23 protein-coding genes are annotated in these 20,170 nt (G+C 72.8%); 13 read left to right on the forward strand and 10 right to left on the reverse strand.

What is annotated here, in order from left to right; all coding sequences use genetic code 11:
• Positions 1-78 precede the first annotated feature (78 nt).
• The 3 genes from HBO46_RS07905 (at position 79) to HBO46_RS07915 (ending at position 4,493) form a co-directional block, all read left to right on the forward strand.
• On the forward strand, positions 79-1,983 hold the full coding sequence (locus HBO46_RS07905) for a vWA domain-containing protein (RefSeq protein WP_166139806.1): 1,905 nt from the start codon (positions 79-81) through the stop codon (positions 1,981-1,983).
• A gap of 70 nt (positions 1,984-2,053) precedes the next feature.
• A complete protein-coding gene (locus HBO46_RS07910) occupies positions 2,054-2,716 on the forward strand; it encodes a TetR/AcrR family transcriptional regulator (RefSeq protein WP_166139807.1) in 663 nt (220 codons plus the stop codon).
• Between the two features lie 82 nt (positions 2,717-2,798).
• Positions 2,799-4,493: a phytoene desaturase family protein gene (locus HBO46_RS07915; protein WP_166139808.1), complete on the forward strand. Its 1,695-nt coding sequence runs from the start codon at positions 2,799-2,801 to the stop codon at positions 4,491-4,493.
• A gap of 42 nt (positions 4,494-4,535) precedes the next feature.
• Here HBO46_RS07915 and HBO46_RS07920 read toward each other — a convergent pair whose 3' ends face one another.
• From HBO46_RS07920 to HBO46_RS07940, 5 genes are all read right to left on the reverse strand, one after another.
• Entirely contained in the window at positions 4,536-5,078 is a 543-nt protein-coding gene (locus HBO46_RS07920; protein ID WP_166139809.1) for a TOPRIM nucleotidyl transferase/hydrolase domain-containing protein, read from the reverse strand.
• Positions 5,079-5,132: 54 nt separating this feature from the next.
• On the reverse strand, positions 5,133-5,615 hold the full coding sequence (locus tag HBO46_RS07925) for a hypothetical protein (protein ID WP_166139810.1): 483 nt from the start codon (positions 5,613-5,615) through the stop codon (positions 5,133-5,135).
• Between the two features lie 131 nt (positions 5,616-5,746).
• Complete coding sequence (locus HBO46_RS07930) at positions 5,747-6,328, reverse strand: HNH endonuclease signature motif containing protein (RefSeq protein WP_166139811.1); 582 nt, start codon at positions 6,326-6,328, stop codon at positions 5,747-5,749.
• A gap of 3 nt (positions 6,329-6,331) precedes the next feature.
• Positions 6,332-7,054, reverse strand: coding sequence for a DUF222 domain-containing protein (locus HBO46_RS07935; RefSeq protein WP_166139812.1), 723 nt, complete (start codon positions 7,052-7,054; stop codon positions 6,332-6,334).
• 180 nt (positions 7,055-7,234) lie between these two features.
• Positions 7,235-7,897: a thymidine kinase gene (locus tag HBO46_RS07940; RefSeq protein WP_166139813.1), complete on the reverse strand. Its 663-nt coding sequence runs from the start codon at positions 7,895-7,897 to the stop codon at positions 7,235-7,237.
• A gap of 43 nt (positions 7,898-7,940) precedes the next feature.
• On the opposite strand from HBO46_RS07940, the gene HBO46_RS07945 reads away from it, so the two are divergent.
• Complete coding sequence (locus HBO46_RS07945) at positions 7,941-8,771, forward strand: sulfurtransferase (RefSeq protein WP_166139814.1); 831 nt, start codon at positions 7,941-7,943, stop codon at positions 8,769-8,771.
• Positions 8,772-8,777: 6 nt separating this feature from the next.
• Here HBO46_RS07945 and sepH read toward each other — a convergent pair whose 3' ends face one another.
• Positions 8,778-9,788 (reverse strand): septation protein SepH, encoded by a 1,011-nt coding sequence (gene sepH, locus HBO46_RS07950; protein WP_166139815.1) that lies wholly within the window; start codon positions 9,786-9,788, stop codon positions 8,778-8,780.
• 70 nt (positions 9,789-9,858) lie between these two features.
• Here sepH and HBO46_RS07955 point away from each other — a divergent pair, with 70 nt between their 5' ends.
• The 4 genes from HBO46_RS07955 (at position 9,859) to HBO46_RS07970 (ending at position 12,868) form a co-directional block, all read left to right on the forward strand.
• Complete coding sequence (locus HBO46_RS07955; RefSeq protein ID WP_317983892.1) at positions 9,859-10,503, forward strand: trimeric intracellular cation channel family protein; 645 nt, start codon at positions 9,859-9,861, stop codon at positions 10,501-10,503.
• A 72-nt stretch (positions 10,504-10,575) separates the two neighbouring features.
• Positions 10,576-10,938, forward strand: coding sequence for a TfoX/Sxy family protein (locus HBO46_RS07960; protein ID WP_166139816.1), 363 nt, complete (start codon positions 10,576-10,578; stop codon positions 10,936-10,938).
• Positions 10,939-11,021: 83 nt separating this feature from the next.
• Positions 11,022-12,017: an ATP-binding cassette domain-containing protein gene (locus HBO46_RS07965; protein ID WP_166139817.1), complete on the forward strand. Its 996-nt coding sequence runs from the start codon at positions 11,022-11,024 to the stop codon at positions 12,015-12,017.
• Positions 12,014-12,868, forward strand: a complete 855-nt coding sequence (locus tag HBO46_RS07970) for an ABC transporter permease (protein ID WP_166139818.1) — start codon at positions 12,014-12,016, stop codon at positions 12,866-12,868. Before HBO46_RS07965 ends, HBO46_RS07970 begins: the two co-directional genes overlap by 4 nt.
• Before the next feature lie 10 nt (positions 12,869-12,878).
• Here HBO46_RS07970 and HBO46_RS07975 read toward each other — a convergent pair whose 3' ends face one another.
• Both HBO46_RS07975 and HBO46_RS07980 read right to left on the reverse strand, forming a co-directional pair.
• The gene (locus tag HBO46_RS07975) at positions 12,879-14,183 is read right to left on the reverse strand and encodes a D-arabinono-1,4-lactone oxidase (protein ID WP_166139819.1); all 1,305 of its coding nucleotides are present in this window, start codon (positions 14,181-14,183) and stop codon (positions 12,879-12,881) included.
• 10 nt (positions 14,184-14,193) lie between these two features.
• Entirely contained in the window at positions 14,194-15,417 is a 1,224-nt protein-coding gene (locus HBO46_RS07980; protein WP_166139820.1) for an MFS transporter, read from the reverse strand.
• 67 nt (positions 15,418-15,484) lie between these two features.
• Between HBO46_RS07980 and HBO46_RS07985 the strand changes: the two genes are divergently transcribed.
• The 3 genes from HBO46_RS07985 to HBO46_RS07995 all read left to right on the forward strand — a co-directional run bounded on the left by HBO46_RS07985 (position 15,485) and on the right by HBO46_RS07995 (position 17,933).
• On the forward strand, positions 15,485-16,600 hold the full coding sequence (locus HBO46_RS07985; protein WP_166139821.1) for a ferrochelatase: 1,116 nt from the start codon (positions 15,485-15,487) through the stop codon (positions 16,598-16,600).
• Positions 16,601-16,604: 4 nt separating this feature from the next.
• Complete coding sequence (locus HBO46_RS07990) at positions 16,605-17,426, forward strand: inositol monophosphatase family protein (protein ID WP_166139822.1); 822 nt, start codon at positions 16,605-16,607, stop codon at positions 17,424-17,426.
• Positions 17,427-17,642: 216 nt separating this feature from the next.
• A complete protein-coding gene (locus HBO46_RS07995) occupies positions 17,643-17,933 on the forward strand; it encodes a DUF4193 domain-containing protein (protein ID WP_166139823.1) in 291 nt (96 codons plus the stop codon).
• Positions 17,934-18,021: 88 nt separating this feature from the next.
• Here HBO46_RS07995 and HBO46_RS08000 read toward each other — a convergent pair whose 3' ends face one another.
• The gene (locus HBO46_RS08000; protein ID WP_166139824.1) at positions 18,022-18,312 is read right to left on the reverse strand and encodes a DUF4235 domain-containing protein; all 291 of its coding nucleotides are present in this window, start codon (positions 18,310-18,312) and stop codon (positions 18,022-18,024) included.
• 49 nt (positions 18,313-18,361) lie between these two features.
• A complete protein-coding gene (locus HBO46_RS08005) occupies positions 18,362-18,847 on the reverse strand; it encodes a DUF3093 domain-containing protein (RefSeq protein ID WP_224769439.1) in 486 nt (161 codons plus the stop codon).
• 124 nt (positions 18,848-18,971) lie between these two features.
• Here HBO46_RS08005 and dut point away from each other — a divergent pair, with 124 nt between their 5' ends.
• Together dut and HBO46_RS08015 are read left to right on the forward strand one after the other, a co-directional pair.
• Entirely contained in the window at positions 18,972-19,406 is a 435-nt protein-coding gene (gene dut / locus HBO46_RS08010) for a dUTP diphosphatase (RefSeq protein WP_166139945.1), read from the forward strand.
• A gap of 92 nt (positions 19,407-19,498) precedes the next feature.
• The gene (locus tag HBO46_RS08015) at positions 19,499-20,161 is read left to right on the forward strand and encodes a DUF3710 domain-containing protein (RefSeq protein WP_224769440.1); all 663 of its coding nucleotides are present in this window, start codon (positions 19,499-19,501) and stop codon (positions 20,159-20,161) included.
• Positions 20,162-20,170 lie beyond the last annotated feature (9 nt).

A 20,170-nucleotide genomic window follows, 5' to 3' on the forward strand; every position in this document is an offset into this window, starting at 1 on the left:
CACCAGCAACGTTGACGTTTGCTAATGCAAACAGCAGGGTAGGTGTCGCCGTACCGAGAAGAGGGAAGGGCGAGACGTATGAAGCTCCGTCGTCACCTGGCCGGCCTGGCCACGATCCTGGTCGCCATGAGTGCCGGGGCGGTCGTCGCGACCGCCCCCGCGCCCACCAATGCCGCGCCTGCCGCCGCGTCCGCCGCCGACGAGGGCTACGGGCGGATGATGCTCGTCCTGGATGCGTCCGGGTCGATGGCCCAGGCGGCAGGCGGAGGTCAGACCAAGATCGCCGCGGCCCGCAAGGCGCTCACGACGGTGGTCGACGGACTCCCTGACGAGGCGCAGGTCGGGCTTCGCGTCTTCGGGGCGACGGTGTTCTCGCGCACCGACAAGGGATCGTGCACCGACAGTCAGGTCGTCGTCGATCCCGGGACCGACAACCGCGACGCGCTCCGTGCGGCGATCGACGACTACGAGCCGTACGGCGAGACCCCGATCCCGCACGCCCTCAAGGAGGCGGCCAAGGACCTCGGCGACGAGGGGGCCCGCTCGATCGTGCTGGTCTCCGACGGAGAGTCGACCTGCGACCCCGACCCGTGCACGGTGGCGGCGGAGCTGCAGAAGAACGGCATCGACCTCCAGATCGACGTGGTCGGGCTCTCGGTCTCCGGCGAGGCCCGCGCTCAGCTGCAGTGCATCGCGGAGAAGGGCAACGGCACCTACTACGACGCCGACAGCGCCGCCGACATCGAGAGCCGCCTGACCCGGGTGGCCAGCCGGGCGCTGCGGCCCTTCACCCTCAGGGGCACCCCGATCGTGGGCGGCGCCGAGAGCTCGCCCACCCCGGTCGAGGTCGGCGACTACGTCGACACGCTCGGAGCATCGGGTGATTCCAAGAGCTACGTGTTCACCCGCGAGACGGCGGGCACCACGCTCCGCGTCGCCGCGCTGTCGCAGGGTGAGACGGGGTTCCTGGACGGACTGGTGGCCGAGGTCACCGGCCCCGCCGGGCGCTGCGACTATGCCAGTGCCAACCGGGGTGCTCTCGACCTGCGCGAGGTGATGGGCGTCCAGCTCACCGCGGGGGCAGGCCTCGGCTCCTCGGGGGTCGAGGGTTGCGAGGAGCCCGGCGACTACGTCGTGACCATCACCCGGGCGCGGGGCGCGAGCGAGGAGGTGCCGTTCGGCCTGGTCGTGACCGAGGAGCCCCCGGTCGAGGAGGTCGGGTTCAGCGACCCGGAGCTCGCCAGCCTCTCGGCTGCCGCACCGCAGGTCGGCGGAGAGCCGCAGCGGGTCGAGGGCGCCTCGTCGTTCGACGGCGCATCCGAGGTCGGCACGGGCAGCTGGTCGAGCACTGTCGTGCCCGGGGAGGTGCTGATCTACAAGGTGCCGCTCGAGTTCGGCCAGGCGGCGCAGGTGAGCGTGGACTTCCCCGAGGCGACCGGGCAGCTCGCCGAGCAGTTCGGCCGGTTCGCACCGAGCGCCAACCTGACGCTGTTCAACCCGCTGGGCGCCCAGCTCGGCTACGTCGACGGCTCCACCTGGATCGACTCTCCCGACGGTGTCTCCCTGCAGGCGGCCGTCCCTGCCGTGAGCCGCGCGCCCTCCGAGGTCCGCAGCGCGAAGTTCAACGGCGGCGCCGACGTCACCGTCGCGGGCGACTACTACGTCAGCTTGAGCGTTCAGAAGAAGGACTACACCGTCGAGATCCCGTTCACCCTGAACGTGGAGGTCATCGGGGAGCCCTCCGACGGGCCGACGTACGTCGGCGGCGCCACCTGGAACGTGGTCGACGGGGCCACCGCAGGCACGCAGGAGCCCTCCGCCAGCCCCTCGGAGACCGAGTCGGCCGACGGCGACGGCGACGGCGGGGCGGCCGCGGAGAGCGAGGGCGACACCGTGAGCATCGTCGCGGTGGCCGCGGGCGTGCTGGGCCTGGCGGCCCTGGTCGCCGCGCTGCTGCTGTGGCGCCGGCGCTCGGCGGGCTGAGGGCCGCGGCGCCACGCAGGGCTCCGGTCCGCCCCGGGCCGACCTCGGGTCGGCCCCTAGGGTGGGCGCCGTGAACGACGCCCCGGAGCCGGTCGTCCCGGCCGCCGACGCCGCTGCCCGCGGGTCGCGGCGCCGGGAGCGCACCCGCGCGGCCCTGCTCGACGCGGCGGAGGTCCTGCTGTCGCAGCGTGCCCCGGAGGAGATCCGGATCGAGGACGTCGCGGTCCGGGCGGGGGTGTCGCCCGCCTCGGTGTACGTGCACTTCGGGACCAAGGCCGGGCTGCTGGCCGCCGTCACGGAGCGGGTCCTGGCCGTGGCGACCGACACGCTCCGCGCGGCGTACGCGGCGCAGGTGTCCCCGCTCGAACGCTTCGCCGGTGTCGGCTCCGCCTACCTGCGGCTGCTGCTCGACCACCCGGTGGTGGTGAAGTACCTGTCGGTGACCGGTGAGCGCGGTCCCCGCACGCCGGTCGAGGAGCAGGTCGTCGACAGGTTCAGCGACCTCCGCGGGGAGTTCGAGCAGAGCATCCGCGACGCCGTCGAGGCCGGGGCGATCCGGCGCGTCGATCCGGAGCTCATGTCCTACTTCCTGTTCGGCGCCTGGAACGGGGTCGCTGCGCTGGCGCTGCGCCGCGATGCGCTGGCGATCGATCCCGCACGCGTCGAGCTCTCGGTGATCGAGTCCGGGCTGGTGCTCCTGGACGGCCTGCTCGTGGACTCGCGGGCCGATTGACCGGGGCGCGCCCTTGGCGAACGGTGCTCGCACCGAGTTAACTGGAGTCTCACTCCAGATGCCTCGTCGAAAGCGATCCACCATGGCGCAGACCACGTTCGACCCGACGACGAGCCCGGAAGCGGGGGAGACCTGGGACGCGGTGGTCGTCGGCGCCGGCCCCGGCGGCCTCACCTGCGCGGCGTACCTCGCTGCGAACGGCAAGAAGGTGCTGGTGCTCGAGGCCAACCAGGTGGTCGGCGGCAGCACCCAGGTCTTCCGTCGCGCGGGGAACAAGTTCGAGTTCGACGTCGGCACCCACTACGTCGGCGAGTGCGGCCCGGGCGGCCGGATGCAGACCGCGCTGGCCGGGCTGGCGCTGACCGAGCGGATCAAGTGGCTGCGCCAGCGCCCCGAGGGCCACTGCCAGATCATGATCCCGGGGACGACGTTCCAGACGCCGACCGGCTGGGACACCTACCTGGACCGTCTGATCGCCGCCTTCCCCGACGAGGAGCCCGGCCTGCGTCGCTGCGTCCGGATCATGCGGACCATCGCCACCCGTGAGCGGCCGCGCCGGCGCCCGTTCGCGCTGCTGCGCTGGGGCGTGCGACCGATCACGACGCTGATGGCCGCCTGCGGGCTGAGCGCCGACGCGCAGGCGGTGATCCTCGCGGAGAACGGGGACTACACCTGGCCCCCGCACCGCACGCCGACCGCCATGCACGCGGGCTTCCTGCACCACTACCTGCAGGCGGGCGCGTACTACCCGCGCGGTGGCGGCCAGGTCATCGGCGCGCACCTGACCGACGTCGTCCAGTCCTACGGCGGTCGGGTCCGCACCAAGGCCAGGGTCGAGAGGATCCTGGTCGAGGACGGCCGCGCGGTCGGCGTACGTCTGCGTGACGGTGAGGAGATCCGGTCCGAGGTGGTCGTCTCGGCGGCGGACTTCAAGAGGACCTGGGCGGACCTGGTCGGCGAGGAGCACCTGACCACGCGGCTGCGGCGCAGGCTGTCGAAGCTGGAGATGACGCTGCCGATGTTCGCGGTGTACGTCGCGCTGGACGTCGACCTGCGCGAGCGGGGTACGCCGCCGTTGGCCTGGGTGTGGCCGACCAACGACGTCGACGGCTACTACCGCGAGGTCGCCGCGGGGCGCTGCCCCGAGCAGATGCCGGTGGGCATCAGCTGCCCCACGGCCAAGGACCCGGAGGGCACCCACTCGGCGCCGCCCGGCTACTCCACCCTCGAGCTGGTGAGCTGGGCCCCCAAGGACCACGAGTTCTGGAACGTCGACCCCGGCCCGGCCGACGACGCGGGCTACGGACGCGACGAGCGCTACCTCCGGCTCAAGGAGGAGCTCACCCAGCGGGTGCTCGACACGGCCGAGCTGATGATCCCGGACCTGCGGGAGCGGATGGTCTTCTGCGAGGCGTCCACCCCGATCACCCAGGAGCGCTTCACCCTCACCACCGACGGCTCCTGCTACGGCATCGCGCCGCTGCTCAAGAACCTCGGCCCCTTCCGCCCGAAGGTCACGACCCACATCCCCGGGCTCTTCCTCGCCGGCGGCAGCACCGAGCACATGTTCGGCATCAACGCCACGATCTGGGGCGGCATGGGGACCGCCGGCTCCGTGCTGGGCCGCGACCTTGTCCAGGAGGTGAAGGACGGGGCCGTCTTCGTCGACGAGACCCGCCTGACCGAGATCACCGACGACTTCGACCCGCTGCTGGCGTCCAAGCCGGGTTCGGTGATCCGTCGTCCCGTCCGACGGCGCCCGAAGGCGAGTGCCTGACGGGCCTGCCTGGAGCGCCTGCCTGGCGCGCGAGCCGCGGGGTCAGGCGCTCCAGACCCAGTTGACGAGGCCCTCGAGCGGCTCGGGGACCGAGCCGAAGTCCACGGCCTCGGCCATCAGGGCGGCGTACTTGGCCTTGCGGGCGCCGTTGGCACCGATGAAGCGGCGCAGCTGCTCGAGCACGTCGGCCTCGCGGTACTTCGGCTGGTCCTGGAAGTTGCGGAACGTCGCCAAGTCGCCGTGGGCCTCGAGCAGCGGCGTCATCTCGACGGCGCCGATCGCGCGCACCAGCTCGAGTTCGAGGTCCGGACGGCAGGCGAAGAAGCCCTGCCGGGTGAGGTCCTCACCCTCCTGGCGGTTGAGCGCGCCCGCGACGAACCGCTCTTCGGCCTCGTCGTAGAGACCACCCACCCGGTGTCCCTGCGCGACGGCGTCGGGGATCGCCCGGCCGAAGTTGCCGGCGCCGCCGATCACGGTGACCGTGATCTGCTCGGCCTCCAGATCGACACCGAGACGGGGGGCGAGGGAGACGACGGCGGCCCTGTCGGACTCGCCCTCGACGAGGATGGTGATGGGCTTGGGCACGCGACGATTCTCCCGGTTGCGGCGGCGCGCGGGACGCCAGGGTGCCCGCGGCGCTCAGCGCGTGCCGGGGGTGGCCTTGCGGACCGCCTTCTTGGAGCTCTTCACACCCGACTTCACCCCGGACTTCGCGGCACCCAGGAGCCCCTGTGTCAGCAGCGTCAGGCCGCCGCCGACCAGCCAGGCGTCCTTGGCCACGGCGATGCCCTCCTGACTCGGGCGGATGCCGTCGTCCAAGGTCATCGACGGAGTGCGGAAGTACATGCCCAGCAGGCTCGAACCGAACCCGGTCAGCGCCGCACCGGCGACGGTCGACGGCACCATGGGGGCGAGCAGCGCGGCGCCCACGGAGATCTCGCTGTAGGCGAGCAGCTTGGCGAACTCCGTGGGCTCCATGTCCTTGAAGAGCGCCGGGTAGGCGGACGCGGCGGCGCCGTGCAGGTACTGGGCGGTGCCCTCGTCGGCGCCGAGCTTGCTGATGCCGGAGTTGAGGATGAAGGCGCCGGTGGCAAGACGCAGCGGGAGATGGGTCGGGTGCATGGCGGCTCCTCAGTCGGTACGGCAGGGTTCCCTCGACCATAGTCGCCGGGGCGGTGGGCGCCAGGGGGCAAGCGCCGCGCAGGGGCATGCCCCCGTCAGCGGGTGTGCTGGCGGGGTCCGGGGCTCGGGATCTACTCGTCGGGCGGGTGCGCGGTGACGAGGCGGGTGGTGCCGTGGTCCTTGATGAGGTGCAGCCCGTGTGGGGACCGCCAGAGGTACGTCGCCAAATCGGTGGTGTCGTAGGTCCACGCGGTGTGGGTCTTCGCGCGATGGTGTCGGCGGCAGAGCGGGGCGAGATTGCAGCTGCACGTCGGGCCGCCCGCGCCGTGGGCGGTGACGTGGTCGGTGTCGCAGCGCCGGGCGGGGCGTTCACACCACGGGAACGCGCACACGGGTTGGGCCAGCGTGGTCTGCTCGGCCAGTCGGTCCGGGACGGCGTAGGCGTCGGTGTGGTGATGGGCCTCGAGGTCGATGACCGGCTTGATCACGACCTGCGCTTCGCCGGTGCACCAGTCGCGGACCTGGTCGGTCGACACGATGGACCGGGTCTCCTCGACGTGGGCGATGCCGGCCTCGTCGCGGCTGATCGCGGCGGCGGAGAGGTGGACGTGGATGACGACCTGGCGGGGCTTGACCACCGAGGCGGCGCCGTCACCGGCTTCGGTGCGCAGGTCGAAGGCGAGCTGGCGGCGGGCGAGCTCACCGGCGGCCACCGATCAACGTACGTCCAACGACTCGTTCGACCCGAGGGCGGAAAGCTCCTCGGCGCCCTGGCGGATCGCGGCGTCCAGATCTATCGCGTCTGCGAGGTCGAGGACACCCTCGACGTGGACGGTCCCGTCGTGGCTGGCTTCGCGGGTGTGGACGTCGAAGCGGCGCGACTCGGCGGCAGCGAGTCGGTCCTTCTCCGCACCCTCGGGGTCGAAGGCGACGCGGGCCTGGTCGACGACCCGCTCGATCGCGGCCCAGCTGATCTTCCCGACGAAGGCGGCGAGCTGGCGGTCCACGAACTCGGCGCCGTCGAGCGGCAGGCCGGTCGTCAGCTGGGCGAGTCGCCGGGCCTTCCACAGCGGGACTCTGCCGGCGCGGACCAGCCTCCAGGTGCGCTTGAGGCGGTGCGCGAGCTCGAGCGCGTCCCCGACCAGCGAACGGGCGGAGTCGGTGGACATGCCGAGCGCGGCGCCGAACTCCATCGGAGCGAACTCCGCCACCAGCGGTGCCCCCTCGCCGGCCAGCGGCACGGCGAGCTCCCCGAACACCAGCCCCGCGGATCTGTCGGTCGGGCCTGTCGACACCGACTCGTCCGGATGCATCGACGCCCAGACAAGAGCGGCCTCCAGGACGTCGATCTCCGCCCGCTGGGCCGCCGCCCGACGGGCCTGTGCGAACGCCAGCACGGCGGCTGGGGAGTCGCAGTCGGGGAGTTCGGGGGAGGCCATGCCTCATTCTAATCGAACGTACGTTCGACGACAAGAGGTTTTCCACTGTGGTCTTTGCAAGTTCGGAGCGCCGGGGGTTTCGACAAGCTCGACCAACGACCAACGACGAGCGACCTGTCCGTGGGGTCTCGACAAGTTCGACCGACGGGGTCTCGGCGAACTCGACAGACGCTGCGGCACTCAGCCGAACGGCAGCGGCTCGGGGGCGAGGCTGACCGCCTTGGCGCGGGCGGCGGTGAGGTGGCGACGGTGGTGCTGGCGGCAGAGCACCTCGTAGGCGACGTTCGCGTCACCGGCGGGGCCGCGGTCCTGCTCCTCGACGTCGCCGACGACGATGACCTCGCCCTCAGTGACCATGACGCCGTTCTCGGTGCGGGCGTTGTGGGTGGCGCGCTTGCCGCACCAGCACAGGGCCTCGACCTGCAGGACGTTCATCCGGTCCGCGAGCTCCACGAGGCGCTGGCTGCCCTCGAAGAGCGCGGTGCGGAAGTCGGTGAGGATGCCGAAGGCGAACACGTCGATCTGGAGCTCGTCGACCAGCTTGGCGAGCTGGTCGATCTGGGCGCGGGTGTAGAACTGCGCCTCGTCGCACACCAGGTAGTCGATGCGCGCGCCCTGGGTGAGGGAGTCGACGACGTAGCGCCAGAAGTCGAAGTCGGCCTCGACCTCGATCGCGTCGTGGGTCAGGCCGAGGCGGCTGGAGACCTGTGCCTGACCGGTGCGGTCATGGGTCGTGAAGATCCGTCCGGACCGACCGCGCGCCGCGTGGTTGTGGTTGGTCTGGAGCGCGAGAGTGCTCTTGCCGGAGTCCATCGTCCCGGTGAAGAACTGCAGTTCGGCCACGCCCGGGATCCTTTCACGACGACTTCCCGGGCAGGATGGCGGCATGACCGGACCTCTGATCTCGCCGCGCGAGCTGCGCGACCTGCTCGCCCGCGACGACGACGCCGTGACCGTGCTCGACGTGCGCTACCGCCTCGGCGGTCCGCCCGGCGCCCAGCAGTACGCCGCGGGCCACGTGCCGGGCGCGTCGTACGTCGACCTCGACACCGAGCTGGCCGCGCCGCCGGGAGAGGGGGGTCGCCACCCGCTGCCGGCGCCCGCGGACTTCGAGGCCGCGATGCGGCGCGCGGGCGTCCGTGCGGACCGCCCCGTGGTCGTGTACGACGACTGGTCCGGGCACGCTGCCGCGCGGTGCTGGTGGCTGCTGCGCCACCATGGGCACGACGACGTGCGGGTGCTCGACGGCGGCTGGTCGGCATGGCTGGCCGAGGACGGCGCGGTCGCCGTCGAGACATCGGCCGCCGAGTCGTCCGAGCCCGGGGACTTCACCGCGCAGCCGGGACGGATGCCGGCCGTGGAGGCCGACCAGGTCCTCGACGTCCCCGTCCTCGTCGACGCGCGGGCACCGGAGCGCTACCGCGGCGAGGCCGAGCCGGTCGACCCGGTCGCCGGGCACATCCCGGGTGCGGTCAACGTCCCGACGACCACGAACCTGCGGGCCGACGGACGGTTCCGCTCGCCCGAGGAGATCCGGGCGCTGTACGCCGCGGCCGGCGTCACCGGCGAGGAGGACGTGGCCGTCTACTGCGGCTCCGGGGTGACCGCTGCCCACGACGTGCTCGCCCTCGAGCTCGCCGGGATCCCTGCGGCGCTCTACCCGGGCAGCTGGAGCGGCTGGATCACCGACCCGACGCGGCCGGTCGAGCGCGGCTGAGGCGGCTCACTCCTGCTTGCCGCCGCCGAACATGATCTCGTCCCAGCTCGGCACCGACGCGCGTCCGCCACGCTTGCGCGCCGTACGCCGCGGCGGCGGCTCGGGAGCCAGGTCGAGCTCGAGCTCCGGCTCCTCCTCGGGGTCGGGGTCCGGGGTCACCTGCGCGGCAGGTGCCTCCGGCTTCGGCGCCGGGTCCTCGTCGAGCGCGGCGGCGTCGGCGGCCGCCTCGGCCTGCGCCTCCTCGTCGTCCGGGCGGGCGTCGAGGAACGCCTCGATGGGCTGCTCGGCGACCGGCTCGGGCTCGCTGACCAGCTCGATGGCGTCCTCGCCCAGCGGCGTCGTCTCGTCGTCGCGGACGGAGCTCAGCCGGCGCTGGCGGGCGTCCGCGAGGTCGTTGCGGGCCGCGGCGGGAGCCTCGACGACGTCGCCGACCAACCAGTGGGCGTCGTCGTCCTCGGGCACGACGTAGTTGCCCGGCATGTCGAAGGTGAAGTGCCCGGTGCCGCTGCGCCGCGCGGTCGCGTAGGCGGCGGTGAGCACCCAGCGGCCGTCGTCGCGGCGCCAGGAGTCCCACTCCACGGAGTCGGTGGTCACGCTGATGGCGCGCAGGTGGCTCTCGACGGCGTTGCCGAGGGTGCGCGCGGAGCCGCTGGCCTCGCTGTTGCGGCGGCGTACCGAGGAGCGCTGGGCGCGCTGGGCGACGTGCTCGCGCTCGGCGAGGACGGGGCCGGCGAACGGCATGATCCGGTCCACCGAGGTGTTCGCGGCCTCCGCCACTGACTCCGGGGTCTCCCCGGCGCGGATCCGGGCCTGGATGTCGCGGGGACGGAGGGCGCTGTCCATGTGTGTCTCCAACTGGCCGATGCGTGCGGTCTCGCCGCGCAGGGCGGCCCGGAGACGGGAATCGATCTCGAGGGTGTGCTCGTCCCCCGTGTCGCTGACCAGCAACAGCCGCTTGCCGTCCTCGCTCACTGCCGCGAGCGTGAGGTGCGCCATCGCCTGCTCTGCTCCTGCCACGTCGTCGTGCCGTCTCCGGTCTGGTCGAGCCTACGCCAGAGGAGTCGTCCGACGTCGGTAACCTCCAGGTGTGCCGACTGTGCAGGCTACTGAACCCATCGTCACCCTCGTGGTGCTCGACCTCGTCGGCATCTTCGTCTTCGCGGTGACCGGCGCGATCGTGGCGGTGCGCAAGCACCTCGACCTGTTCGGGTGCCTCATCCTGGCCGTGACCACCGGCCTCGGCGGCGGCTTCATGCGCGACGTGCTGATCGGTGCGTCCCCGCCCGCGGCCCTCACGGACTGGCGCTACCTCACGGTGCCGATGGCGGCCGGGCTGCTCACGTTCTTCTTCCATCCGGCGGTCGGGCGGATGGAGAACGCGATCAACGTCTTCGACGCCTTCGGCCTGTCCGTCTTCTGCGTCTCCGGCGCCCTGAAGGCACTGGAGTACGGCCTCGGCCCGCTCCCTGCCGCCCTGATGGGGATGGTCACCTGCATCGGCGGCGGGATGCTGCGCGACCTGCTGGCCGGCCGGGTGCCGGTGGTCTTCCGGGCGGAGCTCTATGCGACACCTGCGCTGGCGGGTGCCTTCATCGCGGTGCTCGGCATCCGCGCCGACCTGCCGGGCGTCGCGGTCGCCATCACCGGGGCGCTGGTGTGCCTGGTCTGGCGCCTGCTGGCGATCTGGCGCCACTGGCACGCGCCGATGCCACGCGGCAATGCCGCCGTCTGACCGGGGACGCCCCGGCCGGCGCGGGGCTAGCCTGATCGCAGCGAACGGACGGCGAGCGGGCGGAGTCCCACGATGGCGTACGACGAGGAGCTGGCGGCGCGGATCCGGGCCGCGGTCGGGGCGGCGGCCGGCCCGTCCGGCTACCGGGAGATCCGGATGTTCGGTGGCCTGTGCTGGACCGTGAACACCCACATGGCGGTCGGCGCCGGCGAGGACGACCTGATGGTCCACGTCGGCACCGACGGTGTCGAGGACGCCCTCTCGCTCGGCGCCCGTCGGGCGACGATGGGGGAGCGGACGATGGGCGGCGTGGTGCTGGTCGCGGCGGCCGACCTCCCGGACCCCGCGAGCCTCGACGCCTGGGTCGCCCCTGCCGTCGCGCGCGCCCTGGCGAGACCCGCGAAGACCCGGTCTGCGCGCAAGGGGACCCGATAGGGCGATGAGTTCGCCGCCCTCGCCGGGTCGGTCTGCGGCATGAGCAACAACTGTGATGCGCGTTGTCGGCGCGGAGTGCCAGCATGACCGACATGTCCCTCACCCGCAGCGACCTGGCGATCGAGACCCACGACCTCGTGCGCGTCTTCGGCGACAACCGTGCGGTCGACGGCGTCGACCTCGCGATCCCCACCGGGGGCGTCTACGGCGTGCTGGGACCCAACGGAGCGGGCAAGACCACCACGATCCGGATGCTGGCGACCCTGCTCGAGCCATCCGGTGGCACTGCGCTGGTGCTCGGCCACGACGTGGTCCGCGAGGCGGCCAAGGTCCGCGCCCGGGTGGCGCTGACCGGTCAGTTCGCCTCCCTCGACGAGGACCTCACCGGCCACGAGAACCTCACCCTGCTGGCCCGGATGTACGGCTTCGGCCGGGCTGCGGCGCGTCGCCGCGCGGACGAGCTCCTGGAGGCGTTCGACCTCGTCGACGCCGCGAAGCGGCAGGTGAAGTCCTACTCCGGCGGCATGCACCGGCGTCTCGACGTCGCCGGCTCCCTCGTGGTGCGCCCCGACCTGATGTTCCTCGACGAGCCCACCACGGGCCTCGACCCGCGCAGCCGCAACCAGGTGTGGGGGATCGTGCGCGCGCTCGTGGGTGCCGGGACGACCGTCCTGCTGACCACCCAATATCTCGAGGAGGCCGACCAGCTCGCCGACCGGATCGCGGTCATCGACCACGGCCGGGTCATCGCGGAGGGCACCAGCGGCGAGCTCAAGGCCTCGGTCGGCTCCGGCGCCCTGCACGTGCGGGTCGCCGACGTTGCCGAGCGTGAGCAGGTCGCCCGGCTGCTGGCCGAGTCCCTCGACGCGGTGCCCGTCCTGGAGTCCGACCCCTCCGCGATCAGCATGCGCGTGGCCACCCCCGGCCGGGTCGCGGAGGCGCTGCACCGGGTCGGCGAGCACGGGCTCAGCATCACCGAGTACGCCCTGGGCCAGCCAAGCCTCGACGAGGTGTTCCTTGCGCTCACCGGACGTCCCCCCGAGGAGAGCGCCCCGACGGATGAGGAGGTCCCGGCATGACCACGCAGCGAGAGACCGGCGTCGACACGCTCGCCGAGCGCACGCCCGACCAGCAGATCGCCGCCGCCATCGGGTCCGGCGAGCGCCCCGCGCTGCCGGGGCCGGTGAGCTCGTCGCTGAGCTTCGCGTGGCGGGCGCTGCTGAAGATCAAGCACGTCCCCGAGCAGCTCTTCGACGTCACGATGTTCCCGATCATGTTCACGCTGATGTTCACGTTCGTGTTCGGCGGCGCGATCGCGGGCTCGCCGCAGGACTACCTGCAGTACGCGCTGCCGGGGATCCTCACCCAGACGGTCGTCTTCATCACGATGTACACCGCGCTGACCATCAACACCGACATCGAGAAGGGCGTCTTCGACCGGTTCCGCTCGCTGCCGGTGTGGCGGCCCTCGATGCTGGTCGGCGCCCTGCTCGGCGACACGCTGCGCTACGCGATGGCCTCGTTCATGGTGCTGGTGGTCGGGGTGGTCATCGGCTACCGCGCCCCCGGCGGCCTGGTCGGGGTGCTGCTCGCCGTGGTGCTGCTCCTGGCCTTCTGCTTCGCGCTCAGCTGGGTGTGGCTGATCGTGGGCTTCAAGGTCCGCACCCCCAACGCGGTCATGGGCGTCTCGATGATGGTGCTGTTCCCGCTGACCTTCATCAGCTCGGTCTTCGCCCCGCCGGAGACGATGCCGGGCTGGCTGCGGGCGTTCGTCGACGTCAACCCGGTGACGCTGCTCAACGAGGCCGCTCGCGGGCTGATGAACGACAACCCCGACGCCGGCGACATCTCGATCGTGCTGGTCATGTCGGTGGCGATCACGGCGGTCTTCGCCCCGCTCGCGCTGCGGCTCTACAACCGCCGCACCTGAGCAGGCGGGGTCACTCGCCCAGCACCCGGCGCAGGTAGGGATTGGCAAAGACCCGGTCGGGGTCCAGGCGGTCGCGCACCGCCAGGAACTCCTCGAAACGCGGGTACGCCGGGGCGAGGTCCGCAGCCGTCCGGGTGTGCACCTTGCCCCAGTGCGGGCGCCCGTCGTGGGCACGCATCACCTGCTCCATCAGCGCGAAGTACTCGCGGTGCTCGGCGTCGCGGTGCACGTGGAAGGCCACGTAGAGCGAGTCGCGCCCGGACGCCGTCGACAGCGCGATGTCGTCGGCCGGCGCGGTGCGCACCTCCACGGGGAAGCCCACCCGGAGCCCGGAGGCGTCCAGCACCGCGCGGGCCTCGCGCAGCGCGGACAGGCCGGCCGCGCGCGGCACGGCGTACTCCATCTCGCGGAAGACGACGCGGCGCTCGGTGGTGAACACCCGGTGCGGGACGTCGCTGTAGGTCCGGGCCCCCAGGGCCCGGGAGCTGACCCGGTTGATCAGCGGGACGGTGGCCGGCACCGCGTTGCCGACGGCGCACAGCGCACCGAAGAGCCGGTTGGACAGCAGGTCGTCGTCCAGGGCGGCGCGCCAGCGGGGGAGCGGCTCGGCCTCGTCGAGGTCGACGTCGAGGCGGTCGTTGCGCTTGAGGAGCACCCGGTCGGTGTGCGGGAACCAGTACATGTCGACGTGGTGGCTCTCGGCGCTCATCTGGTCGAACCCCTCCAGGGCCGCGTCCCACGACATCGGCTGCTCGTGGGCCTCGAGCACGAACAGCGGCTCGACCTGGAACGTCAGGGTCGTGAGCACGCCGAGGGCACCGAGGCCGACGCGCGCCACGGCGAACACGTCGGGGTTCTCGTCCGCGCTCGCGCGCAGCACCTCCCCGGTACCGATCACCAGCTCCAGGCCGGCCAGCTGGGCGGCCAGCCCGGCGGCGTGGCCACCGCTGCCGTGGGTGCCGGTGGAGGTCGCCCCGGCGAGGGTCTGCTGGTCGATGTCGCCCATGTTGTGCAGGCTCAGCCCGAGGCGCTCCAGCTCGGAGTTGAGCACGGACAGCGGGGTGCCGGCGTGGGCGGTCACCGTCATCGCCTCGCGGTCCACCGCGACGATCCCGCGCCGGCCACCCGGGGTGAGCATGGTGTGCTCCGGCGCCGAGATCGCGGTGAAGCTGTGCCCGGTGCCGACCATCTTCAGCGTGGTGCGTTCGGCGCGGGCGCGCTCGACCTCCGCGATGATCGCCGCGGTGTCCGCGGGCTCCACCACGCGGCGGGGGTGCGCCGTCTCGAGGCCCGACCAGTTCGTCCACTCCGTCACGGAGCGGACACTAGTGCGCGGGCTCGCCCTGCGTGGCCGCCTCGTCGTGGACCGTCACCTCGCGCGGGAGCAGCTGGGCGGCGGCGAGCGCCACCAGGCCCGCCGCCACGGTGACCAGGTAGGCGCTCGACGACCCGTGGTGGTCGACCACGATCCCGCTCAGGGTGGCGCCCGGCGCGACGCCTGCGGTGATGCCGGTCTGCACGATCGCCATTCCCTCGGTCAGCCGCGAGGAGGGCATCACGCGCTCGGTCAGCGACAGGGACGCGATCATCGTCGGGGCGATGGCCACACCGCCGATCAGCAGCAGCGCGCTCATCACCGCCACCGAGTCGACGAAGTAGAGCGGGGCCATCGCCAGCGCCATGCCGGCGGTGCCCCAGCGCAGCCGGACCTCCGGGCCGCGGCGCCACACGATCGCGCCGACCACCACGCCGGAGGCGAGGCTGCCCAGCGCCCACAGCGCGAGCAGGGCGCCGGACCACGCCTTCAGGCCGCGCTCGTCGGCGAAGGCGACGGTGGTCACCTCGGCGGCACCGAACAGCACCCCGAGCGCGGTCGCGACGACGGTGAGCGGCACCAGGGTGCGCCACGGCAGCGGCGGACGCGCGCCGCTGGTGCGGTCCCGCGGGTGGGCCGGCGGCTCGGTGCCGCGCTGGGCGGCGAAGACCAGGCTGCCACCCACCCCGGCCACCACGGCGACGGCCAGGCCGGCGACCGGGTGCACGGCGGTCGCGAGCATCGTGACGAGGATCGGGCCCACCACGAACACGACCTCGTCGAGCACGGCCTCCAGGGCGAACGCGGTCTGGAGGCGATCGGGGGAGGCCAGCACGTGGGCCCACCGGGCCCGCACGCACGAGCCGATCTGGGGCAGCGAGGCGCCGGCCAGCATCGCGGCGGCGTACGTCGTGGCGATCGGCCAGTCGGCCTGGACCGACTCCACCAGGAGCACCATCGCGACGCCGAACACGACGGCGGCGACCGACAGGACGGTGCGCTGGCCGAGGCGGTCGAGCAGCCGGCCCTGGAGGATGGCGACGATCGCATTGGCCACCATGTAGGCGGCCGACACCGCGCCGGCCAGGCCGTAGGAGCCGGACGCGGCCTCGACGAGGAGCACGATGCCGAGCCCGGCCATCGAGATCGGGAAGCGGGCGACGAGACCGGTGAGGCTGAACGCGAGCGCGCCCGGTTCGGCGAGCACCCGCCGGTAGGAGGTGAGCACTGACATGGTGGGAAAACGGTAGGTGGCGGTGGCCGCGACCGGTGAATTGGTGACTCGTCCATACGATGGGCACATGCCCGCCGAGACTCCCGACGCCGCCTCCACCGTCGCGCCGTACGACGCGCTCCTGCTGGTCTCCTTTGGCGGCCCGGAGGGCCCCGACGACGTCGTGCCGTTCCTCGAGAACGTCACCCGCGGCCGTGGGATCCCGCGCGAGCGGCTCGCGGAGGTCGGCCAGCACTACTCCCTGTTCGGCGGGAAGTCGCCGATCAACGACCAGAACCGCGAGTTCCTCGCCGCGCTGCGCGCGGACCTCGCCGGCGCCGGCGTCGACCTGCCGGTCTACTGGGGAAACCGCAACTGGGATCCCTACCTCACCGACACCCTCGCCCAGATGGCCGCGGACGGCGTCACCCGCGCCGCCTGCTTCGTGACCAGCGCGTACTCGTCGTGGTCGAGCTGCCGGCAGTACCGCGAGAACCTCTGGGACGCCGCCGAGTCGCTGCCCGGCGGGGTCGAGGCGGCGCCGCGCCTGGACAAGCTGCGCCACTACTTCAACCACCCCGGCTTCGTGGAGCCGGTCGTCGACGGCGTGCTCGCCGCCCTCGCGGACCTGCCCGAGGAGGTCCGCGACGGGGCGCACCTGGCCTTCGTCACGCACTCGATCCCCGACACGATGGCCGAGACCAGCGGGCCCGAGGGCGGCGCCTACGTCGAGCAGCACCTCGACGTCGCCGCGACGGTGGTCGCGCGGCTGGCTGAGGAGACCGGGCGCGACTACCCGCACGCGCTGGTCTACTGCTCGCGCTCCGGCGCGCCGCACGTGCCGTGGCTGGAGCCGGACATCAACGACCACCTCGAGGCGCTCCACGCCGAGGGCGTCCCGGCCGTGGTGATGGTCCCGGTGGGGTTCGTCTCCGACCACATGGAGGTCATCTACGACCTCGACACCGAGGCGATGGCGACCGCCGAGCGGCTCGGCCTCCCGGCACGGCGCTCGGCCACCGCCGGCAACGACCCGCGCTTCGTCGCCGCGGTGCGCGACCTGCTGCTCGAGCGGGCCGCCGTCGAGCGCGGCGAGGACGTGGCGCGCGCCGCCACCGGCCGGCTGGGCCCGCTGTGGGACGCCTGTCCCGGGACCTGCTGCCCGAACCCCCGCGGCGAGCGCCCCGCCCTCTGCGGTGCCTGAGCGGGTGGCTGCCGACCCCGCCGACTCCGCCGGCCTGGCCGGTCTCGCGCTCGAGGTCGCCCGCGCGGCCGCCGCGCTGGTGCGGGAACGGCGTACCGAGGGGGTGAGCGTCGCCGCGACCAAGTCCAGCGACGTCGACGTCGTCACCGAGACCGACCGGGCCAGCGAGGAGCTGATCCGCGCACTCCTGCGCGAGCGCCGCCCCGACGACGCGATCCTGGGCGAGGAGGGCGAGGACGAGTCCGGCACCAGTGGCGTGCGCTGGGTCGTCGACCCGATCGACGGCACCGTGAACTTCCTCTACGGCCTCCCGCAGTACGCCGTGTCGATCGCTGCCGAGGTCGAGGGTCGTGCCGTGGCCGGGGTGGTGCTCAACGTCGCCACCGGCACCGAGTACGTCGGGCACCTCGGGACCGACGGCGGGGGAGCGGTGGCCACCCGCGACGGCGTACCGCTCTCGGTGCGGGGTCCCGCGCCGCTGGCCGAGCGCCTGATCGCGACCGGCTTCTCCTACGCAGCCGGGCTGCGCCGGATCCAGGCCGAGGCCCTGGTGCGGCTGCTGCCGCGGGTGCGCGACATCCGCCGGCTCGGCTCCTGCGCCCTCGACCTGTGCCACGTCGCCGAGGGCACCGTCGACGGGTACGTCGAGGAGGGCGTGCACCTGTGGGACCACGCGGCCGGTGCCCTCATCGCCCGGGCCGCCGGCGCCCGCACCGAGATCCTGCCGGGAGCCGGTGGTCACGAGCTGCTGCTCTGCGCCCCGGCGCACGGCTTCGCCGAGCTCCGCGAAGCGGTCGTGGCCGCGGGGTACGCCGCCCGGGAATAGGACCGCGCCCGCCCCTGTTCAGGCAGCGACTCTCGCAACACCCCGCCCGGCAGCCGGCACCGACCATGGTGCACAATCTGGCGCCGACGCCGTCGTCGCCCGATGTTCGGGGCTTGGGACGTACGAGGCTGCGAGAGCCTCCGGGAGACCCCGGAGGCCGTGGACACCCACGAGGCCCGTGAAGCCCGAGGAACCCAGGAAGGGAGTGAGCGGCGGATGGCAACCGACTACGACGCACCGCGCAAGACCGAGGAAGAGCAGTCCGAGAGCAGCATCGAGGAGCTCAAGGCGCGGCGCAACGACAAGTTCTCCGGCAAGGTCGACGAGGACGAGACCGAGGCCGCGGAGGCCTTCGAGCTCCCCGGCGCCGACCTGTCCCACGAGGAGCTGGCGGTCGAGGTGAAGCCGAAGCAGGAGGACGAGTTCACCTGCATGAGCTGCTTCTTGGTGCACCACCGCTCGCTGCTGGCGGACCCGGCGACGATGACCTGCCGCGACTGCGCCTGACCCGCACCACCCGCCGCCCACCGGGCGGCACAGCAGAAGACAACAGGCCGCGGCCCCCGAGGGGACCGCGGCCTGTTCGTGTCGTGGCCTACTTGCCGTCCTTGCGCAGGTCGGGCGGCAGGTGGCCGGTGGACTTGGCGTAGTAGTTCGCCGCCTTGCGCTGGGCGAGCATCCGGGCCACCCCCACGGCCACGCCGCTGATGACCGCCCAGCCGACTGCCTCCCAGATCTCGACGTCGGGGTCGGCGGGGTTCTCCGGGGGCTTCTTGCCGGTCGCGACCTTCCAGGTCGCGTCGGCGGCCTTCTTCGCCATCGCGGCCGCGCCCAGCGCGGCGACGAGCGAGAACACGGACCAGGTCTTGGAGCCTCCGGATGCCATGGCTTGACCTTACCCAGCCCGTGGATCCTCAGTCAGGCTCGGTCAGCCCTCAGTCAGCCTGGGTCAGCGTCGCGAGCGCACGGGCCAGCTCGTCGGGGCGGCGGGTGTTGAGCAGCCAGTACGGCGCGGGGTCGCGGGGATCGGTGATCTCGACGCGCACCGAGCGCTTCAGGTAGGGGCGCAGCAGCAGGAACGCGCGGGCATCGGCGTCCCGGCCGGCCGTGTGGCGGGTCTGCTCGGGGTCGAGGGCGGTCGCGGCGCCGAGGTGCTCCGCGGAGATGCGGGCGCGACCGGCGCGCAGCTCGCCGTTCGCGACGGTGATCCGCGCCGAGCCGTAGGCCAGGAAGCCGGCGGCCACGAGGAGGCCGAAGACGGCGGTGATCAGCCATGCCAGCTCGCCGGGGAGCGCGACGACGACGGCCAGCCAGACGCTCGCCGTGAGCATGAACCCCTGGGCCCACCAGCGCAGCGGCACCCCGAGGCGCTCGGAGTAGGCCACGGTGGAGGGTGAGACGTCAGCGGAAAGGTGCGGCACGCGTCCAGTTTTCCATCCCGCTCGATACAGTCCGCGAGTGGCTCCTACTCCCACTCCCTCCGCAGCCCCCTCGAGCGATCGCACCGACGACCGGACCGGCGGCGCGAGCAGCGACCTCGACGTCCTGCTCCGGCGTCTGGACACCGACCTGCCGCTGCCGTCGTACGCCCACCCCGGTGATGCGGGTGCCGACCTGCTGACCACCGTCGACCTGCGCCTGGAGCCGGGCGAGCGGGCGCTGGTGCCGACCGGCGTCGCCCTCGCGCTGCCCGAGGGGTACGTCGCGTTCGTGCACCCGCGCTCCGGTCTGGCGGCGCGTCACGGGCTCTCCATCGTCAACACCCCCGGCACGATCGACGCCGGCTACCGCGGCGAGATCAAGGTGCTGCTGATCAACCACGACCCGCGCGAGGCGATCGAGCTGCGCCGCGGCGACCGGGTCGCGCAGCTGCTCATCCAGCGCGTCGAGCGGGCCCGGTTCGTCGAGGTCGATGAACTACCGGACTCCGTTCGTGGTGAGGGCGGTTACGGTTCTACCGGAGGGTTCGCCCGCGCCTGAGGCGCCCGCGGCTCCCGCTGACGGCCCGCGCAGCGGCGCCCCACAAGCAGGTTCGAGCATCCACGCAGTCTTCGTCACGAGAGGCACCACACGTGAAGTTCCGCCGCAAGTCCACCCCGGACTCCGCCGACATCTCGGCCGAGGAGACCGCGACCTCTGCCGCGGAGCCGGACGAGGGGGCCGTCGCCGAACCGGCCGTCGGCCCCTTCGACGCCGACGACCTGCCCGAGGGCGGCCCGCACCACGTCGACCTCGGCTCGCTGCTGGTCCCGCCGATGCCCGGCCGCGACCTGCGCCTGCAGGTGAATGAGAAGACCGGCGAGGTGCAGGCCGTGCTCCTGGCCGGCCCCGACGGCGCCCTGGAGATCCGCGCGTTCGCCGCGCCCCGCAACGGCGACCTGTGGGGCGAGGTGCGCCCCCAGATCGCCGCCGACATGACGCGCCGCGGCGGCACCGCCACCGAGCGCGAGGGCCACTTCGGTCCCGAGCTGGTCTGCCAGATGCCGGTGCGCGGTGCCGACGGTGCCACCGGCACCCAGGCGTCGCGGATCATCGGGGTCAACGGCCCGCGCTGGTTGCTGCGTGCGACCTTCATGGGCCGTCCCGCGACCGAGACCGAGATCCCGCAGGACTGGATCGACACCGTCACCGCGATCGCCGTACGCCGCGGCGACGGCCCGATGCCGGTCGGCGAGCCGCTGCCGGTGGTCATGCCCGAGTCGGCGCGGCGGGTCGACCCGCCGGCCGACTCCTGACCGGTCCGG

The sequence above is a fragment of the Nocardioides ochotonae genome (genome assembly GCF_011420305.2).
In the GTDB taxonomy this organism is placed as follows: domain Bacteria; phylum Actinomycetota; class Actinomycetes; order Propionibacteriales; family Nocardioidaceae; genus Nocardioides; species Nocardioides ochotonae.

What these genes read in the sequence shown, in the direction of transcription:
- HBO46_RS07935 (WP_166139812.1), bottom strand. Translation starts at nt 7,054, where the DNA reads ATGGCCTCCCCCGAACTCCCCGACTGCGACTCCCCAGCCGCCGTGCTG.
- HBO46_RS07905 (WP_166139806.1), top strand. Translation starts at nt 79, where the DNA reads ATGAAGCTCCGTCGTCACCTGGCCGGCCTGGCCACGATCCTGGTCGCC.
- HBO46_RS07985 (WP_166139821.1), top strand. Translation starts at nt 15,485, where the DNA reads ATGCCCGCCGAGACTCCCGACGCCGCCTCCACCGTCGCGCCGTACGAC.
- HBO46_RS07945 (WP_166139814.1), top strand. Translation starts at nt 7,941, where the DNA reads ATGACCGGACCTCTGATCTCGCCGCGCGAGCTGCGCGACCTGCTCGCC.
- HBO46_RS08000 (WP_166139824.1), bottom strand. Translation starts at nt 18,312, where the DNA reads ATGGCATCCGGAGGCTCCAAGACCTGGTCCGTGTTCTCGCTCGTCGCC.
- HBO46_RS07915 (WP_166139808.1), top strand. Translation starts at nt 2,799, where the DNA reads ATGGCGCAGACCACGTTCGACCCGACGACGAGCCCGGAAGCGGGGGAG.
- HBO46_RS07965 (WP_166139817.1), top strand. Translation starts at nt 11,022, where the DNA reads ATGACCGACATGTCCCTCACCCGCAGCGACCTGGCGATCGAGACCCAC.
- HBO46_RS07960 (WP_166139816.1), top strand. Translation starts at nt 10,576, where the DNA reads ATGGCGTACGACGAGGAGCTGGCGGCGCGGATCCGGGCCGCGGTCGGG.
- HBO46_RS07970 (WP_166139818.1), top strand. Translation starts at nt 12,014, where the DNA reads ATGACCACGCAGCGAGAGACCGGCGTCGACACGCTCGCCGAGCGCACG.
- HBO46_RS07980 (WP_166139820.1), bottom strand. Translation starts at nt 15,417, where the DNA reads ATGTCAGTGCTCACCTCCTACCGGCGGGTGCTCGCCGAACCGGGCGCG.
- HBO46_RS07995 (WP_166139823.1), top strand. Translation starts at nt 17,643, where the DNA reads ATGGCAACCGACTACGACGCACCGCGCAAGACCGAGGAAGAGCAGTCC.
- HBO46_RS07925 (WP_166139810.1), bottom strand. Translation starts at nt 5,615, where the DNA reads ATGCACCCGACCCATCTCCCGCTGCGTCTTGCCACCGGCGCCTTCATC.